Source organism: Stenotrophomonas sp. YJH_SMC_79, assembly GCF_059367995.1.
This window is the reverse complement of record NZ_JCAFRK010000001.1, coordinates 1,362,415-1,378,843: the sequence shown is the minus strand read 5'-3', so window position 1 is coordinate 1,378,843 and position 16,429 is coordinate 1,362,415. Positions and strand designations below refer to the sequence as shown.

Here is a 16,429-nt window from a genome sequence, read left to right as displayed (position 1 = left end):
CATGAGCGCGGTATCCGACGACATCACTGCCGATTTCATCATCGAGGCCCAGGAAATCCTGGATCGCCTGGGCGAACAGCTGGTGTCGCTGGAGCAGGCACCGCAGGACACCGAGCAACTCAACGCGGTGTTCCGCGGCTACCACACGCTCAAGGGCGGCGCCGGCTTCCTTGGCGTCACCGCCATGGTCGAGCTGTGCCACGCCGCTGAAGAAGCCCTGGGCATCGCGCGTGCCGGGCAGGCGGTACTGCAGGCCCACCACTTCGACGCCGCCCAGCAGTCGCTGGACTACCTGCAGTCGATGCTGGACGCCGTGTCCTCCGGTACCGAGCCGGGCTATGCGCCGCCGGACCTGATCGCGCAGTTCGACATGCACGGTGGCACTGCCGCGCCGGTCGCTGCGGCCGCGCCTGCGGCAGGCGGCAGCGATCTGATCACCGACGACGAATTCGAGGCCCTGCTCGATCAGCTGCACGGCGGCAACGCGCCGACTGCGGTCGCGCCAGCGAAGAAGGCCGACGACGGCCTGATCAGCGAAGACGAGTTCGAAGCCCTGCTGGACCAGCTGCACGGCGGTGCTGCGCCAGGCGCGAAGCCTGCTGCCGCCATCGCGGCGGCACCCGCCGCAGCACCGCGCCCGGCACCTGTCCCGGCGCCCGCAGCCAAGCCAGCGGCCAAGCCGATGGCCGAGGCCGAGCACACCGTGCGCGTGGACACCAAGCGCCTGGATGCGATCGTCAACCTGATCGGCGAACTGGTGCTTTCCCGCAACCGCCTGAAGACCCTCCGTGCACGCCTGCGCGACGAGGAGCTGGATCGCGCCGTATCGACGCTGGACATCGCCACTGCGCGCCTGCAGTCGGCCGTGATGCGTACCCGCATGCAGCCGGTGGGCAAAGTGTTCTCGCGCTTCCCCAAGGTCGCCCGCGACGTCGCCCGCTCGCTGAAGAAGGAAGTGGACCTTGAGCTGGTCGGTGCCGAGACCGAGCTCGACCGCAACCTGGTCGAAGCGCTGGCCGACCCGCTGGTGCACCTGGTCCGCAACGCCATCGACCACGGCGTGGAAATGCCCGACCTGCGTGAAGCACAGGGCAAGCCGCGGATGGGCCATGTGCGCCTGTCCGCCCAGCAGGAAGGTGACTACGTCAGCATCGAGGTGCAGGACGATGGCGCCGGCATCGACCCCGAGAAGCTGCGTGCCAAGGCGCGCGAGAAGGGCCTGATCGACCCGGAGGCCGCTGCCCGCCTGAGCAGCGAGGAATGCCTGCATCTCGTGTTCCTGCCCGGCTTCTCGACCAAGCAGCAGGTCACCGATATTTCCGGTCGTGGCGTGGGCATGGACGTGGTGCAGTCGCGCATCCGCGAACTGAGCGGCCAGATCCAGATCCAGTCGGAACTGGGGCGTGGCAGCCGCTTCCTGATCCGCGTGCCACTCACCCTCGCGATCCTGCCGACCCTGCTGGTGCAGGCCGGCGAGGACGTCTACGCGCTACCGCTGGCACGCGTGATGGAAGTGCTTCACGCGCCGCGCACCTCGCTGGGCTGGTTCGATGGCCGCGCCGTGCTCGATCGCCGCTCGCACACCCTGCCGCTGGTCGACCTGCGCCAGTGGCTGGATGTGACGCCCGCCGCGTCGACCCTGCTGACCATCGTGGTGCTGCAGGCCGGTGAAGCGCGCTTCGGACTGGTCGTGGACCAGGTGCGCGGGCGCGAGGAAGTGGTCATCAAGCCACTGCCCAAAGCCCTGCGCGGCCTGCGCGGTTATGCCGGTGCAACCTTGATCGGCGATGGTCGCATGGCACTGATCCTGGACGTGGACGGCATACGCTGAAACCCCGCCGGGCATGGCCCAGCGACCCGAAAACTGTGACTACCGTCTGTACGCGCTCTCCCGGTGTCTCAAGTCCCATTCATACAAGCCGATACCGGAACCATGGATAGACTCAGCCTCATTGGACTCTTTCTCGCCCTGGCCTCGCTGGTCGGTGGCAGCATCCTCAAGGGCGCCGGCCTGGCGTCGTTGTGGTCGCCTGCGGCGTTCGTGATCGTCATCGTCGGCACCGTCGCCGCGATCCTGCTGCATACCTCGCCGGCGGTGTTCAAGCATGCCTTCAAGATCGTGCGCTGGGTCGTGCGCCCGCCACACAGTGATCGCCGCGAACTGATCCAGCAGATCGTCGAGTGGAGCAACATCGCCCGTCGCCAGGGCCTGCTGGGCCTGGAATCGCAGGTGGAAGCGCAGCAGGACCCGTTCCTGCGCAAGGGCCTGCAGCTGCTGGTGGACGGCGTTGAACCCGAATCGATGCGTCACATGCTGGAGATCGAACTGGGCAGCCAGGAACACCAGGACCAGGCCGGCGCCAAGGTCTTCGAAGCGATGGGCATCTACGCACCCACGCTGGGCATCATCGGTGCGGTCCTCGGCCTCATTGCCGTGATGAAGAACCTGGCCGACCCGAGCAAGCTGGGCCACGGCATCGCCGCTGCGTTCACCGCCACCATCTACGGCATCGCCTCGGCCAACCTGTTGTTCCTGCCGATCGCGGCCAAGCTCAAGAGTGTGATCTCGCACAACACCCGCGATCGCGAGATGGTCATCGAAGGCCTGATCTCGATCGCCCAGGGCGAGAACCCGCGCAACATCGAAACCAACCTCTCCGGCTTCCTGCACTGACATGGCCCGCCGCAAGCACCACGAAGAGCACGCCAACCATGAAGCATGGGCGATCCCCTATGCCGACCTGATGACGCTGCTGCTCGCCTTCTTCGTGGTCATGTACGCGATCTCCTCGGTCAACGAGGGCAAGTACCGGATCATGGCCGACGCGCTCACCGATGCCTTTGGTGGTGCGCCGCGCACGATCAACCCGGTGCAGGTCGGCAACAAGCAGGTGCAGGGCGGCGGCTGGGACAGCCCGTCGGTGATCAAGTCCGGCACCAAGGTCGGCCCGTCCGCGCCGGCACCCTCGCACGACCCGACCCTGCTGCCGTCGATGGCCTCGCAGATGCGCATGCCTGTTTCGGTGCACAACCAGGAACAGATTGCCCGTGCCGAGCGCCAGCTCAACAGCATCGCCGACCGCCTCACCGCCGCGCTGGCGCCACTGATCGACCGCGGCATGATCAGCGTGCGCCGCACCGAACTGTGGATCGAAGTGGAGATCAACAGCGACATCCTGTTCCCCACCGGCTCGGCCGCGCTGGACGTGCATGCACGGCAGACGCTGGCCAGCCTGGCCGAGGTGCTGCGTGACGTGCCCAACAGCGTGCGCGTGGAAGGCCATACCGACAACGTGCCGATCGCCACCGCCACCTTCCCGTCGAACTGGGAGCTGTCGGCTGGACGCGCAGCCAGCGTGGTGCACCTGTTCGCCGACCAGGGCGTGCAGCCGTCGCGACTGGCAATGGTCGGCTATGGCCAGTTCCGTCCGCGCGAAGAGAACGACAGCGCGCAGGGGCGCAACCGCAACCGCCGGGTGATGGTCATCATCCTGGCCGACACCTCGCATTCGGTGGATCCACTTGGCCAGCGCCTCAATGCGGCCACCGGCGCCGCCGACAACAGCGCCACCGAACAAGCCGCCGCAACTCCGGCTGCCGCCCCCACCTCCCCCATCGCACCGGTGAAGTTGCCGCCGGTGCCGGCTGGCAGCCGTTTCGGCGCCGCCGTTCCCCCGGCAATGAAGGAGTAAACCGATGCGCATCTGGGCAGTCGCCAACCAGAAGGGCGGAGTCGGCAAGACCACCACCACCCTCGCCCTCGGCCGTGGCCTGGCCGCGCTTGGCCATCGCGTGCTGCTGATCGACCTCGATCCGCATGCCTCGCTCAGCCGCGCTTTCGGCGTGCCGGTGGATCCGCCGCCGGCCGGCGTACTGGAACTGTTCGGCGCCCCGCCGGCGGATCTTTCCAGCCTGTGCCATGCCAGCAACATCCACGGCCTGGACTATGTCTGCGCGCAGTCGGCGCTGGCCACGCTGGAGCGCCGCAGCGCCAACCAACCCGGCCTCGGCCTGGCCCTGCAGAACGCACTGGCGCGTCACCAGGGCCAGCACGACTACATCCTGCTGGACTGTGCCCCCACCCTTGGCCTGTTGATGATCAACGCGCTGGCCGCCGCCGACCGCCTGATCATCCCCACCCAGGCCGAGCCGCTGGCCCTGCATGGCCTGGACGGCATGGTCCGCACCGGCGAGATGGTCGAGCGCTCGCGCCGACGCCCCCTGCCGATCTCGATCCTGCCGACCCTGTTCGACCGCCGCACCCGCGCCGGCAACGAATCGCTGCGCACCATGCAGGATCGTCACGGCACCCGGGTGTGGGAAGACGCGATTCCGATCGACACCCGCATCAGCAATGCCGCAGGCCTCACCCTGCCCAGCGTCGGCGAAGATTACCCGGGCCGTGGCCTGGCCGCCTACCGCCGCGCCCTGAACTGGATCCTCGGCGAGGATGCCCGCGCGCTGGAGCAGGCCGCATGAACAGCACCGGTGTACTGGACGACTACCTGGACGAACTGCTGGGCGAAGCGATTGCCGTGGCGCCACCGGCTGCACCGCCGCCGGCCAGCGACGAAGCGTGCCCGGCGATTGCAGCGGACGCCGAACGCGAGCCGACATGGGAAGATCTGCCGGCCGAAGTGATCTACGAGACGGGGACTGTTGCTGCCGCCCCGGCAGAGGACGGCGCAGCACTGGAAGCCGCATTCGAGGCCGCCACTGTTGCACCCGAACGCGAGCCGACCTGGGACGATCTGCCGGACGAGGTGATCTACGAAACGGAGACTGTTGCCGCTGCCCCGGCAGAGGACAACGCAGCACTGGAAGCCGCATTCGAGGCCGCCGCAATGCCGGTCGCCGCTCCCGAGCGCGAACCGACCTGGGACGACCTGCCCGATGAGGTAATCCACGAAACGGAGCCCGTAGCAGCTCCGGCGGCAACGAGTGGCCCAGAGCCCACCTGGGACGACCTGCCCGACGAAGTGATCTACGAGACCGACGCGGCCGACAGCCATCACCTCGCCCACACTGACAGCCCTGGCCTGCAGGCAGCATTCGAAGCCGCCGCCGGTGGCGAGGATGTCCCCACGCCGCCACCGGCCGTGGTCGCACCCCCGGCACCGCGCCCCGCACCCGCTCCGGCTGTCCCAGCAGCACGCGCCGCCGCCGCGCCACCCCCGCGCGTTGCCGTGGATGCTCCGGCCACCAGCCGTCCCGGCACCTGGCAGGAGCTGCAGGCACAGGCGCACCAGCCCGCCAGCAGTCCGCATCCGCAGAACCGTCGCGCCGGCGAGCGTACTTCGCGCTGGCTGCGCCTGCGCTGCGGCACCCAGGCCTATGCACTGGAACTGCTGAAGGTGCAGGAGGTCGTGCTGCCGGTGCCGCTGCTGCCGCTGCGCGGCACCGCACCGGCGATGCTCGGGATCATGAACCTGCGTGGCCAGGTGGTACCGGTAATGGACCTCGGCCTGCACCTCGGCGCCGCGGCGGCGGAAGACGATGCCCAGACCCGCATCGTGGTGCTGGAAGAGGATGGCGAGACCATCGGCCTGCGTGTGTCGGCCGTGGAAGATGTCGCCAACCTCACCGATTCGCAGATCGAACCCCCGGATACCGCCCGCATCTGCCAGATCTCCAATGATCTGTTCCGCGGCGTCGCCCGGGTCAGCCAGCGCCCGATGATCCTGCTGGACGCCACACGGCTGTTGAGTTGAGCGGAAAAAAAAGGGGACGGAGGGGATTAAGTCGCAACTGGCTCGGCGCTTTGCGCCGACGCGGTGTCTGTCGGGGACGCAAGGAGTTGATCCGTTGGATCAGCACCTTACGTCCCCACTGCGCGGTCGCCGTTGCTACTGGCAGTCGCAGAGGGACGCGGGAATTTGCGACTTAATCCCCTCCGTCCCCTTTTCAGCAGCGACCGCAACGACGCACCGCGTCGATTCCCCTAAAGAACCCTGCCGGGGTGCCGTTATGGATCACGGAACCGTTTGTCCGGAGCAACGATGAGCACTGTCGAACTGGGTGAGGATCTCGGCATCGAGAGCAGCACCGAGCTCAAGAACCGCCTCGCCCCGCTGGTGGCGCAGGCAGGCGAGCTGACCCTGGATGCAAGCCAGGTCGCCCGCATCCACACGGCCGCCGTGCAGGTGCTGTGTGCATTCGTGCAGGCCCGCCGCGAGGCAGGCCTGGGCACCGGCTTCCACGGTTGCACCGCAACCTTCCGTGACGCCGCACGCCTGCTGGGCGTCACCCAGGCCCTGGGCCTGGACGTAACCCATGACAACCTGAAATCTGTGGAGAACGCTGCATGAGCGCACGTATCTTGGTGGTGGACGATTCGGCGTCGATGCGCCAGATGGTTTCCTTCGCCCTCACCTCGGCCGGTTTTGCCGTCGAAGAAGCCGAAGACGGCGCGGTCGCGCTCGGTCGCGCCAAGGGCCAGCGCTTCAATGCGGTGGTCACCGACGTCAACATGCCGAACATGGACGGCATCGCGCTGATCCGCGAACTGCGCCAGCTGCCGGACTACAAGTTCACCCCGCTGCTGATGCTGACCACTGAATCGGCCGCCGACAAGAAGTCCGAAGGCAAGGCCGCCGGCGCCACCGGCTGGCTGGTCAAGCCGTTCAATCCGGAACAGCTGGTCGCCACCGTGCAGAAAGTGCTGGGCTGATCGCCCCGCACCGCTCCCCCTCTTCGCTTCCGGACCACCACTGCCATGAGCATGGACCTGCAACGCTTCCACGCCACCTTCTTCGAGGAGAGCCGCGAAGGCCTCGACGCGATGGAGGCTGGCCTGCTGGCCCTGGAATCGGGGCAGCAGGACGCGGAGATCATCAATTCGGTGTTCCGCGCCGCCCACTCCATCAAGGGCGGCGCCGGCACGTTCGGCTTCGATGCCATCGCCGGCCTGACCCACGTGCTGGAAACGCTGCTCGATGAGCTGCGTGCCGGCAAGCGGGCCCTGGAAGGCCACGCCGTCGACGCCATGCTGTCATCGGTGGACGTGCTGCGCGCCCTGCTGCGCGAAGCCGAACACGGACAGGCCGCCGACCCCGCCGCTGTTGCCGCGGTGAAGGCACGCCTGGAAGCCGTTCTCTCCGGCCAGGCCGCAGCGAGCGCGCCGGCCGCTGTCGCAGCCAAGGTGGACGATACGCCGGAAGCCTGGCAGATCGGCTTCACCCCGGCACCGTCGTTGTTCATGAGCGGCAACGACCCGTTGCGCATCATCCGCGAACTGGAACACCTCGGTTCGCTGCAGGTGGCCGCGCGCATGGAGCGCCTGCCCGGCTTTGCCCAGCTCGACCCGCTCGAGGCCCACCTGGCATGGGACCTCGGCCTGGTCGGCAAGGTGCCGCGCAGCAAGATCGAAGACACCTTCGCCTGGGTACTGGACGACTGCGAGCTGGACATCCGTCCGGCAGCGCCGCCGAGCCTGGCTACCCAGCCCCCCGTTGCAGCAGCCCCTTCCACACCTGCTGCCGTCGCACCGGCAGCGCCTGCCGCACCCGCTGCCAGCGGCACTGCCAGCCAGGAAGCCGAGACCTCGATCCGCGTCAGCGTCGACAAGGTCGATGCGCTGATCAACCTGGTCGGCGAACTGGTCATCACCCAGGCCATGCTCAAGCAGGTCTCGCACGCACTGGACCCGGTCCACGCCGAGAGCCTGTTCGCCGGCCTGGACCAGCTTGAACGCAACACCCGCGACCTGCAGGAAGCAGTGATCGGCGTGCGCATGCTGCCGGTCGACGCAGTGTTCCGCCGCTTCCCGCGCCTGGTCCGCGATCTGTCCAGCCGCCTTGGCAAGCAGGTCCGCCTGCGCACCGTCGGTGAAGGCACCGAGCTGGACAAGGGCCTGATCGAGAAGATCGCCGATCCGCTGGTACACCTGGTGCGCAATTCGATCGACCACGGCCTGGAAATGCCCGACGTGCGTCGCGGCGCGGGCAAGGACGAGACCGGCACGATCACCCTGGCCGCATCGCACCAGGGCGGGCACATCGTCATCGAAGTGAGCGACGACGGCCGCGGCCTGGATCGGGCCAAGATCCTGGCCAAGGCCACCGAACGCGGCCTGGCGGTGCCGGACAACCCGACCGATTCGCAGGTCTGGGACCTGATCTTCCAACCCGGCTTCTCCACCGCCGATGCGGTCACCGACCTGTCCGGGCGCGGCGTCGGCATGGACGTGGTCCGCCGCAACATCCAGGCGCTGGGTGGCGAGGTGCAGATCGAAAGCAGCCTCGGCGCCGGCACCCGCACGCTGATCCGCCTGCCACTCACCCTGGCCATCCTCGATGGCATGACCGTAGCGGTGGCGGGCGAGACGCTGATCCTGCCACTGGCCTACGTTCTGGAGGCCCTGCAGCCGCAGGCCGAGGACATCCGCAGCATGGCCGGCGAAGGCCGCGTGCTGCGCGTACGTGGCGAGTACCTGCCCATCCTCTCGCTGAGCGAGTACTACGGCTACGGCAACCGTGCACCGGGCAGCGAATCGCTGGTGGTTGTGGTCGAAGGCGATGGCCAGAAGATCGCACTGGAAGTGGACGAGCTGGTCGGCCAGCAGCAGGTGGTGGTGAAGAACATCGAGAACAACTACCGCCGCATCGGCGGGGTGTCCGGCGCCACCATCCTCGGCGATGGCCGCGTGGCTCTGATCGTCGACATCGGCGGCCTGGTACGCTCGCTGCGGATGCCGCAGGCCGCCTGATTTCCCTTGCAGGCTGTCCAGAACCGCCGCCCCTCGGGGCGGCGGTTTTTGTTTGTGCACGCTATGGCAAGGGGGCCCATCCGGGGTCAGATCCCTTTTCAAGGGAAAGGGATCTGACCTCATCCCTTCTGTGAACTCTGTCGGTGCCGCGCTTGCGCATACAACCACGTCACGCAAGCGAAAGCCCCGTCACTACGCGACTTTCGCGCCTTCATCCCTACGCATCCGAATGTGACCTCCGTCCATAAAGTCCGCGCAGGTCGCGCCGTTATTCCGCAATGACGGCCGTCACCGAACCCCCACCGGGCACCACCGTTCGCTCTGCAACCACCCCCAGCCGACGCAACAGCGCCGGCGCCCTGCCCACCTGGAGCATCCTGCATGAAGTGGTTCCACGATCTGCCCATCGCCCGCAAGCTGGCCGTGGGGTTCACCCTCACCACCCTGATGACCGTCGTACTGGGTGCCTTCGCCCTGGTCCGCCTGTCCGAGGCCAACGCGCAGCTGAGCGCCATGGCCTCCAACGATATTCCGTCCGTGCAGTACCTCGGCGAAGTGCGCTCGCAGCTGGGTGAGTTCCGTACCTATGAGCTGGCCCAGCTGAGCATGCTGGACCAGCCCGAGAAGGTGGCCGACTACAACAAGCGCATGGACGACACCGCCGCCGTCGTGCGCGAACAGCTGGCCGCGTACGCCAAGCTGCCGGCCGGCGCCAAGGAGCGCGAGCTCTACCGCGCCGTGCAGGCCGACGTCGATGGCTACTTCGCAGCCAATGCCAAGCTGCGCGAAGCGGCCACCGCCGGCGATGGCGTCGTCGCACGGCAGATCTCCGACGACCAGTCGCGCCCACTGCGCCGCAAAGCCTTTGAAGACCTCAAGGCACTGGGCGCGTACAGCAGCTCGCTGATGCAGGGCAAGATCGACAACGCCAATGCCACCCACCGCAACAGCATGCTGGCTATCATTGCCGCCGTCGTATTGCTGGTTGTGGTCGCCGCAACCCTGGCGGTGGTCATCTCACGCGCCGTGGTCGGCCCGCTCGGCAAGGCCGTGAACGCCATCCAGGCCGTCGCACGCGGCGACCTCAGCGTCACCACCCAGAGCACCGGCAAGGACGAGGCTGGCCGCATGCTGGCGGCCACCACCGAAATGACCGCGATGCTGCGCCGCTTCTCCGAGCAGACCCAGCTGATGGCGCAGATGCACGCCGGCCCGGACATCAGCCACCGCATTCCGGAAGACTTCCCGGGCGTCTACGGGCAGCTGGCCAGCGGCATCAACACGGTCATCTTCGAGCATCTCGACTCGATCCGCGATGCCATCGACGTGCTCAACCAGTACGCCACCGGCAACCTTGCCCCGGACGCACGCCGCCTGCCGGGCAGCCGCGCGATCCTGCACGAGTCGATGGATGCGGCCAAGGCCAGCCTGCTGGCCATCAACACGCAGATCCAGCAGCTGGCCTCGGCCGCCGCCGCCGGCGACTTCAGCCAGCGCGGTGATGCGCAGCGTTTCGATCACGATTTCCGCGTGATGATCGAGCAGCTCAACAGCATGATGCAGGTGGCCGACGGCAATCTCGGCCAGCTCTCGCAGCTGCTGCAGTCGATCGCCGCCGGCGACCTGACCGCACGCATGGACGGCCAGTTCAACGGCGTGTTCGCACGCATGCGTGACGACGCCAACACCACCGTTGCACAGCTGACCCAGATCGTCGGCCAGATCCAGGCCAGCGCCAGCAGCATCACCCTGGCCGCCGGCGAGATTGCTTCGGGCAACAGCGATCTGTCGCGCCGTACCGAGCAGCAGGCCGCCAATCTGGAAGAAACCGCCGCCTCGATGGAGGAACTGACCTCCACCGTGCGCCAGAACGCCGAGCACGCCCGCCAGGCCAACCAGCTCGCCATCGGCGCGCATGGCGTCGCCTCGCAGGGCGGTGAAGTGGTCGGCCAGGTGGTCAGCACGATGTCGGCCATCGAAGCCTCGTCGAAGAAGATCGCCGAGATCATCTCGGTCATCGACGGCATCGCCTTCCAGACCAACATCCTGGCGCTGAATGCCGCAGTGGAAGCTGCGCGTGCCGGTGAACAGGGCCGCGGCTTCGCCGTGGTCGCCAGCGAAGTGCGTACCCTCGCCCAGCGCTCGGCCGCTGCCGCCAAGGAGATCAAGGGCCTGATCGATGATTCGGTCGGCAAGGTCGCCGAAGGCTCCAGCCTGGTCCACCAGGCCGGCAGCACCATGGGCGAGATCGTCGCCTCGGTGCAGCGCGTGACCGACATCATGGCCGAGATCTCTGCGGCTTCCCAGGAACAGAGCGCCGGCATCGAGCAGGTCAACCAGACCGTGGTGCAGATGGACGAGACCACCCAGCAGAACGCTGCGCTGGTGGAGGAAGCCACTGCTGCCGCACGCGCGATGGAAGACCAGGCCGTGCAGCTGGGCGAGGCAGTGGCGCGCTTCCGGTTGGCATCGCAGGGCGTCGCCGCTGCACCGGCACGGCTGGCAAATGCGCCGCAGCCACGCCAGGTCGCGGCCGCTCTGCCCGCCACCAAGGCAGCACCGACACGACCGTTGCGCGCATCGGCCGCCCAGCCGGCGCTGGCTGCCGAGGGTGACTGGCAGGAGTTCTGATGTACCCGGGGTCAGATCCCCTTCCCACGGGAAGGGATCTGACCCCCTACGCATGGAAAGTGATGCAAATCTCACTTCATAATCCAATGCAGAGGCCGATATCCCCATCGAGCCTCGCGCCAACGCGTGCTGGCGCCCGCCCCTGATCACAGATTCCATGTCCGACGGCCACGACACTGAACTGCACGATGTCCACGCGGCCGACGCCGCGGACGAACGCTTCCTGGTCCGCAACCCCCGCCAGCTGCGGCAGCTGCTGCGCTCGCTGATCGACCAGCGATCACTGATCAATGCGCATATCGACGGCCGGGACCGTTCGTTCCCGACCGCCCTGCTTGATCTCGACGAGGACGAAGACTACCTGCTGCTCGACGGCAGCCCGCAGGAGGCATCGAACCGTGCCGCCGAGCAGGCCGACCATCTGCTCTGCTTCGCCCAGCTTGAACGTGTCCTTGTGCGGTTCCGCCTGCACGCGCTGCAGCGCGTGGACAACGATGGCCACGTCGCCTTCCGCGCCCCGTTGCCGGACGAACTGGTGCACCTGCAGCGCCGCGAGCTGTACCGGCTGGAGACCCCCGTCACCGACTCGCCACAGCTGCTGCTGCCACCCGGCGAAGCCCGCGCCGAAGCACTTTCAATGCGGGTGGTGGACATCAGCGGTGGTGGCCTGGCCGTGGTGGTGCCCAACGACTGCGCCGTGTTCGGCCTGCAGAAGCGCTACACGGCGCAGCTGTCGCTGCCCGATGGCCCGGACCTGGACATCGAACTGGTGGTCTGCAACCTGCTGCCGCAGCGACAGCCCAACGGCATCGAGGTCAAGCGCGTGGGCATGCGCTTTGACAGCCTGCCGCGCGGTGGCGACAGCGCCATCCAGCGCTACATCTTCCGCATCGACCGCCAGCGCAAGGCCCGCCGCAACGGCGAACTGTAGGACCGCCCGACCGGTAGTGCCGGCCGCTGGCCGGCAACCCGCACATTGCCGTTGCCGGCCAGCGCCCGGCACTACCGATCTTCGGCGGATCCACGCCATTTGCGGATGCCCACCCCGCCCCGGCACATCCACGCCCTGCGTGGATGCCCCAGGCGCCACACCTAAAGTCCCCCCACGCGGGGCCGATATCGAGCCTGACACCGGGACTTCCGGCAGAACCAGGACCCCTCGATGAACGACAAGACCAGCTCCGCCGCCAGCGCCGGTGGCGAATTCCTCAGCTTCACCCTCGGCGCCGAACACTACGGCGTGGACATCCTCAAGGTGCAGGAAATCCGTGGCTACGATGCGGTCACCCGCGTGCCGGATGCCCCGGACTACATCAAGGGCGTGATCAACCTGCGCGGCACCATCGTCCCGGTCATCGACCTGCGCCTGAAGCTGCGCCTGGACAACGCCCGCTACGACGCCTTCACCGTGATGATCGTGCTCAACGTCGAAGACCGCGTGGTCGGCATCGTGGTCGACAGCGTGTCGGACGTGATCCCGCTGTCGGCCGAGCAGATCCGCCCGACCCCGGAGTTCGGCGCTGCGGTCGATACCCGCTTCATCTCCGGCATCGGCACCCACGACGACCGCATGCTGATCCTGCTGGACATCGAGACCCTGCTCGACAGCGCCGACATGGGCCAGACCACCCTCGCCGAAGACGCTGCCGCCTGACCCAGCGGACCTGCTTCACGTTCTGGTCACAAAACCCTTCAGTTCCCCCCGGCAGTGCCGATAGGGGGACAGAAGCCGGTCGCGCAGGAGCGCGCGGAACCGGAACGACCATCACCATCCCCGGAGATACACCTCGATGAAGTCCCTGCTTGCGTTCGTTTCGGCCGCTGTCCTGGCCACCACCGCTTCCTCCGCGTTCGCCCAGGCGGCCGACATGATCCCGCCGGAACTGGCCCCGCGTTCGGTCGGCAAGGACGGCATGGTCTGTGGCAAGGTCGAAAAGGCCCGCTACGCAGAAGGTTCCGAAGGCCAGCCAACCTTCCTGTACATGGGCGGCGCCTTCCCGCGCCACACCTTCTCGGCCCGCATCGCCGGCGAGAACCGCGGCAAGTTCTCCTTCCCGCTGGAAACCCTGGAAGGCAAGACCGTGTGCGTGATCGGCAAGATCCAGCGCGACGCCTCGCGCGCGGAAATCGAAGTCAGCTCGCCGGCGGGCCTGAAGCTGGCCAACATCAAGTAATCCGCTGTCCGTCGAACCACGCCGGAGCTTGTGCCGGCGTGGTTTCTGCTGCAACCGGGCCCGATGCCCGGACGCGTCTGCCTTAGGAGATCGCAACGCCCATGCCGTGGATCAACAACCTGAAACTGATGCCGAAGCTGCTGTTGACCTTCGGTGTCCTCCTGCTGGTGATGCTGCTGCAGGGCATCGTCGCCTATCGCGGACTGCATTCGCTGAACAACGTCACCACCGAGCTGGCCGGTTCGCGCATGGAAAGCATCCGCATGGCCGGCGAGATGCGCGGCATGCTGGGCGAGTACCGCAATGCCGCCTACCAGCAGCTGATCCGCGCCAGCGATGACGTCAAGTCCGACGCGCGCAAGCAGGCCGTCGACCTGCGCACCAGCATGGACACGTCGATCAAGGACTACCCGAAGCTGGTCGACAACGCGCAGCAGAAGAAGCTCTTCGATACCTTCGCCAAGGAGTGGAAGGACGCCCTGGCCTCCTACGACAGCGTCACCGAGATGCTGGAGCTGGACCTGCCGGACGATGCCATCGATACCTTCGTGGGCGAGACCCGCACCAAGCACCGCAAGGCTGCTTCGGCGCTGGAAGCGCTGATCGCCGAAGACAACCGCCTCGCCCGCGCCTCGCGCGAAGAGGCCGCGTCCACCTATTCCGCCTCCGCCGTGCTGACCGTGATCGCCCTGCTGGGCGGCGCCGCACTCGGCCTGGTCCTGGTCTGGCTGTTCGCCCGCGCCCTGGTCGGCAGCGTACGTGGCGCCGTTTCGGTCGCCAACGACGTCGCCGGCGGCAAGCTCGATGGCCACATCGACGTCAGCCGCCAGGACGAAGTAGGCGAGCTGATGCAGGCCATGCAGCGCATGCAGCGCGACCTGCGCGAGCGCATCGAAACCGACCAGGCCGTTGCCCGCGAGAACCTGCGCATCCGCACCGCGCTGGACTACAGTTCGACCGGCGTCTACCTGACCGATACCAGCAACACCATCGTCTACAGCAACCGCGCCCTGCAGCAGACCCTGAGCCAGTACCAGGATGAAGTGCGCCGCGACCTGCCGGACTTCGACGCCCAGGCCTCGCTGATCGGCAAGCCGGTCACCGTGCTGGAACACCGCGGCGAGATGGACCAGACCCTGCTGGGCAACCTGAAGGCGCACGGCGTTGCCCGTCGCCCGATGCAGTACGGCGATGCCCAGTTCGCACAGGTGGTGTCGACCATCCGCAATGAAGGCGGCGACACCGTCGGCTACGTGGTGGAATGGCGCGACCGCACCCAGGAAGCCCTGGTCGAAGCCGAAGTGGCGCGCGTCATCGCCCAGGCGGCTGCCGGCGACCTGTCCGGCCGCATCGATGCCAGCGACAAGGAAGGCTTCTTCCTGCAGCTGGCACAGCAGATCAACGGCCTGCTCGACGCCAACGCCGGCAGCATCGAACAGATCTCCGGCCTGCTCGCCGCGCTGTCGCAGGGTGACCTGACCGTGCGCATGCACGGCGATTACCAGGGTGTGTTCGCCCGCATGCGCGACGACGCCAACGCCACTGCCGCGCAGCTGAGCGAGATCGTCACCCGCATCAAGCAGTCCAGCCGCGCGATCAGCTCGGCCGCTGGCGAGATCGCCTCGGGCAACAGTGACCTGTCGCGCCGTACCGAGCAGCAGGCCGCCAACCTGGAAGAGACCGCCGCCTCGATGGAGGAACTGACCTCCACCGTGCGCCAGAACGCCGAGCACGCCCGCCAGGCCAACCAGCTCGCCATCGGCGCGCATGGTGTCGCCTCGCAGGGCGGTGATGTGGTCGGCCAGGTGGTCACCACCATGTCGGCCATCGAAGCCTCCTCGAAGAAGATCGCCGAGATCATCTCGGTCATCGACGGCATCGCCTTCCAGACCAACATCCTGGCGCTGAACGCCGCGGTGGAAGCCGCACGTGCCGGTGAACAGGGCCGTGGTTTCGCCGTGGTCGCCAGCGAAGTGCGCACCCTCGCCCAGCGCTCGGCCGCTGCCGCCAAGGAGATCAAGGGCCTGATCGACGACTCCGTCGGCAAGGTCAACGACGGCTCGGCACTGGTGCACAAGGCAGGCGCCACCATGGGCGAGATCGTCGCCTCGGTGCAGCGCGTGACCGACATCATGGCCGAGATCTCCGCCGCTTCGCAGGAACAGTCGGCCGGCATCGAGCAGGTCAACCAGACCGTGGTGCAGATGGACGAGACCACCCAGCAGAACGCTGCGCTGGTGGAAGAAGCCACCGCCGCCGCACGTGCGATGGAAGAACAGGCCGGCCACCTCAGCGAGGCCGTATCGATCTTCGTGGTCGACGAAGCCGAAGCCGTGGTCGCCCCGCCGCGCGCCGCTGCCCCGGCCCCGCGTACTGCTGCACCGGCAGCACCGGCTCCGGCTGCCCCGCCCGCCCGCCGCACTGCGGGTGGTCGCCCGATGGCCACCGAGCTGGCCGACGGAGACTGGCAGGAGTTCTGATGCCAGCCTGACCTGAGGTACGAGAACGCCCCGGCCCTGCGCTGGGGCGTTTTCGTTTACGGGGTATCTGGATATCCAGCCAACGACGAAGCCCCTCGGGGTGGGTCGCGGAAAGCGCTTGGCTGGCGAGGGTTGCTCGGGAGGGTGGGCTGCGCAGGGGACGCTGCAAGTCCCCCTCCGGGGCCCGGCCCAGCCACTGGCGGCTGGGCGTTCGGTCGCTTGCGAAGCAGTGCTTCGCAAGCAAAGCGCCCTCACCCATGTAAGCTCGGTCGCCGCATCCATGCGGCTCACGCCCCTGCGCAACCCACCCTCCCGGCCACGGACACTTTCCGTGCGCGCCCACCCCGGATTGAAGAAAGAAGAGCAAGAGCAACAGCCGCATTGCTTCCGGGGTCGGATCCGTTTTCCGCAGGAAAACGGATCCGACCCCTCTTTCC

The 16,429-nt window shown here is 67.4% G+C and carries 13 protein-coding genes; all 13 read left to right on the top strand.

Annotated features, from left to right (window positions below; all coding sequences use genetic code 11):
* Position 1 precedes the first annotated feature (1 nt).
* Positions 2-1,831, top strand: coding sequence for a chemotaxis protein CheA (locus tag AC5P57_RS06735; protein ID WP_142805913.1), 1,830 nt, complete (start codon positions 2-4; stop codon positions 1,829-1,831).
* Positions 1,832-1,933: 102 nt separating this feature from the next.
* Positions 1,934-2,674, top strand: coding sequence for a flagellar motor protein (locus tag AC5P57_RS06730; RefSeq protein WP_005409527.1), 741 nt, complete (start codon positions 1,934-1,936; stop codon positions 2,672-2,674).
* A gap of 1 nt (position 2,675) precedes the next feature.
* Entirely contained in the window at positions 2,676-3,692 is a 1,017-nt protein-coding gene (motD, locus tag AC5P57_RS06725) for a flagellar motor protein MotD (protein ID WP_262235176.1), read from the top strand.
* A 4-nt stretch (positions 3,693-3,696) separates the two neighbouring features.
* Positions 3,697-4,479 carry a ParA family protein gene (locus tag AC5P57_RS06720; RefSeq protein ID WP_126930403.1) on the top strand — a complete coding sequence of 261 codons (783 nt, stop codon included), beginning with the start codon at positions 3,697-3,699 and terminating at the stop codon, positions 4,477-4,479.
* On the top strand, positions 4,476-5,711 hold the full coding sequence (locus AC5P57_RS06715; protein ID WP_262235178.1) for a chemotaxis protein CheW: 1,236 nt from the start codon (positions 4,476-4,478) through the stop codon (positions 5,709-5,711). The genes AC5P57_RS06720 and AC5P57_RS06715 overlap by 4 nt, the downstream gene beginning before the upstream one ends.
* Before the next feature lie 288 nt (positions 5,712-5,999).
* Positions 6,000-6,308, top strand: a complete 309-nt coding sequence (locus tag AC5P57_RS06710; protein WP_005409522.1) for an STAS domain-containing protein — start codon at positions 6,000-6,002, stop codon at positions 6,306-6,308.
* On the top strand, positions 6,305-6,670 hold the full coding sequence (locus AC5P57_RS06705) for a response regulator (RefSeq protein WP_005409521.1): 366 nt from the start codon (positions 6,305-6,307) through the stop codon (positions 6,668-6,670). Before AC5P57_RS06710 ends, AC5P57_RS06705 begins: the two co-directional genes overlap by 4 nt.
* A gap of 45 nt (positions 6,671-6,715) precedes the next feature.
* A complete protein-coding gene (locus tag AC5P57_RS06700) occupies positions 6,716-8,707 on the top strand; it encodes a chemotaxis protein CheA (RefSeq protein ID WP_262235179.1) in 1,992 nt (663 codons plus the stop codon).
* Positions 8,708-9,088: 381 nt separating this feature from the next.
* Positions 9,089-11,338 carry a methyl-accepting chemotaxis protein gene (locus AC5P57_RS06695; protein WP_142805910.1) on the top strand — a complete coding sequence of 750 codons (2,250 nt, stop codon included), beginning with the start codon at positions 9,089-9,091 and terminating at the stop codon, positions 11,336-11,338.
* Between the two features lie 157 nt (positions 11,339-11,495).
* Positions 11,496-12,269: a flagellar brake protein gene (locus AC5P57_RS06690; RefSeq protein WP_099552078.1), complete on the top strand. Its 774-nt coding sequence runs from the start codon at positions 11,496-11,498 to the stop codon at positions 12,267-12,269.
* A 231-nt stretch (positions 12,270-12,500) separates the two neighbouring features.
* Positions 12,501-12,992, top strand: a complete 492-nt coding sequence (locus tag AC5P57_RS06685) for a chemotaxis protein CheW (RefSeq protein WP_099552079.1) — start codon at positions 12,501-12,503, stop codon at positions 12,990-12,992.
* Between the two features lie 136 nt (positions 12,993-13,128).
* Positions 13,129-13,512, top strand: coding sequence for a hypothetical protein (locus tag AC5P57_RS06680; protein WP_005409515.1), 384 nt, complete (start codon positions 13,129-13,131; stop codon positions 13,510-13,512).
* 101 nt (positions 13,513-13,613) lie between these two features.
* Complete coding sequence (locus tag AC5P57_RS06675; protein WP_099552081.1) at positions 13,614-15,992, top strand: methyl-accepting chemotaxis protein; 2,379 nt, start codon at positions 13,614-13,616, stop codon at positions 15,990-15,992.
* Positions 15,993-16,429: the final 437 nt, after the last annotated feature.

What these genes read in the sequence shown, in the direction of transcription:
- AC5P57_RS06735 (WP_142805913.1), top strand. Translation starts at nt 2, where the DNA reads ATGAGCGCGGTATCCGACGACATCACTGCCGATTTCATCATCGAGGCC.
- AC5P57_RS06730 (WP_005409527.1), top strand. Translation starts at nt 1,934, where the DNA reads ATGGATAGACTCAGCCTCATTGGACTCTTTCTCGCCCTGGCCTCGCTG.
- motD (WP_262235176.1), top strand. Translation starts at nt 2,676, where the DNA reads ATGGCCCGCCGCAAGCACCACGAAGAGCACGCCAACCATGAAGCATGG.
- AC5P57_RS06720 (WP_126930403.1), top strand. Translation starts at nt 3,697, where the DNA reads ATGCGCATCTGGGCAGTCGCCAACCAGAAGGGCGGAGTCGGCAAGACC.
- AC5P57_RS06715 (WP_262235178.1), top strand. Translation starts at nt 4,476, where the DNA reads ATGAACAGCACCGGTGTACTGGACGACTACCTGGACGAACTGCTGGGC.
- AC5P57_RS06710 (WP_005409522.1), top strand. Translation starts at nt 6,000, where the DNA reads ATGAGCACTGTCGAACTGGGTGAGGATCTCGGCATCGAGAGCAGCACC.
- AC5P57_RS06705 (WP_005409521.1), top strand. Translation starts at nt 6,305, where the DNA reads ATGAGCGCACGTATCTTGGTGGTGGACGATTCGGCGTCGATGCGCCAG.
- AC5P57_RS06700 (WP_262235179.1), top strand. Translation starts at nt 6,716, where the DNA reads ATGAGCATGGACCTGCAACGCTTCCACGCCACCTTCTTCGAGGAGAGC.
- AC5P57_RS06695 (WP_142805910.1), top strand. Translation starts at nt 9,089, where the DNA reads ATGAAGTGGTTCCACGATCTGCCCATCGCCCGCAAGCTGGCCGTGGGG.
- AC5P57_RS06690 (WP_099552078.1), top strand. Translation starts at nt 11,496, where the DNA reads ATGTCCGACGGCCACGACACTGAACTGCACGATGTCCACGCGGCCGAC.
- AC5P57_RS06685 (WP_099552079.1), top strand. Translation starts at nt 12,501, where the DNA reads ATGAACGACAAGACCAGCTCCGCCGCCAGCGCCGGTGGCGAATTCCTC.
- AC5P57_RS06680 (WP_005409515.1), top strand. Translation starts at nt 13,129, where the DNA reads ATGAAGTCCCTGCTTGCGTTCGTTTCGGCCGCTGTCCTGGCCACCACC.
- AC5P57_RS06675 (WP_099552081.1), top strand. Translation starts at nt 13,614, where the DNA reads ATGCCGTGGATCAACAACCTGAAACTGATGCCGAAGCTGCTGTTGACC.